The following is a 468-nucleotide window of genomic DNA, read 5'->3' as shown; positions in this document are numbered from 1 at the left end:
AAGGTGGGGCAGATGATTGGGGTGAAGTCGTAACAAGGTAGCCGTATCGGAAGGTGCGGCTGGATCACCTCCTTTCTAAGGATATATGGAGCAGCGTACGTTTTTCGTCTTGTTTAGTTTTGAAGGAACTTGCAAAAGATCCTACAACATCATATCTTCGATATGAAAGATGGGCCTGTAGCTCAGCTGGTTAGAGCGCACGCCTGATAAGCGTGAGGTCGGTGGTTCGAGTCCACTCAGGCCCACCATCTTCTATTAAAACGGGGCCTTAGCTCAGCTGGGAGAGCGCCTGCCTTGCACGCAGGAGGTCAGCGGTTCGATCCCGCTAGGCTCCACCAACGTGTTCTTTGAAAACTAGATAACAATAAGTAATACATTCACATTGAATGCAATGCAAAGTTCATCACACATAGTGATTCTTTCTAAAGTAAGAAATGGTTAAGTTAGAAAGGGCGCACGGTGGATGCC

At 47.6% G+C, this 468-nt stretch carries 2 tRNA genes and 1 rRNA gene; all 3 read left to right on the top strand.

From position 1 onward, the window contains the following. Window positions 1–75 (top strand): 16S ribosomal RNA (locus EBQ12_RS19250); the annotation flags it as partial. 96 nt (window positions 76–171) lie between these two features. After that, window positions 172–248: transfer RNA gene (locus EBQ12_RS19245), tRNA-Ile, on the top strand. Window positions 249–262: 14 nt separating this feature from the next. After that, window positions 263–338: transfer RNA gene (locus tag EBQ12_RS19240), tRNA-Ala, on the top strand. Window positions 339–468: the final 130 nt, after the last annotated feature.

The organism is Bacillus sp. 2B09 (assembly GCF_003946835.1).
Classification (GTDB): domain Bacteria; phylum Bacillota; class Bacilli; order Bacillales; family Bacillaceae; genus Bacillus; species Bacillus altitudinis.
Note: the sequence above shows the minus strand (reverse complement) of the source record. Positions and strands in the feature narration are given on the sequence as shown.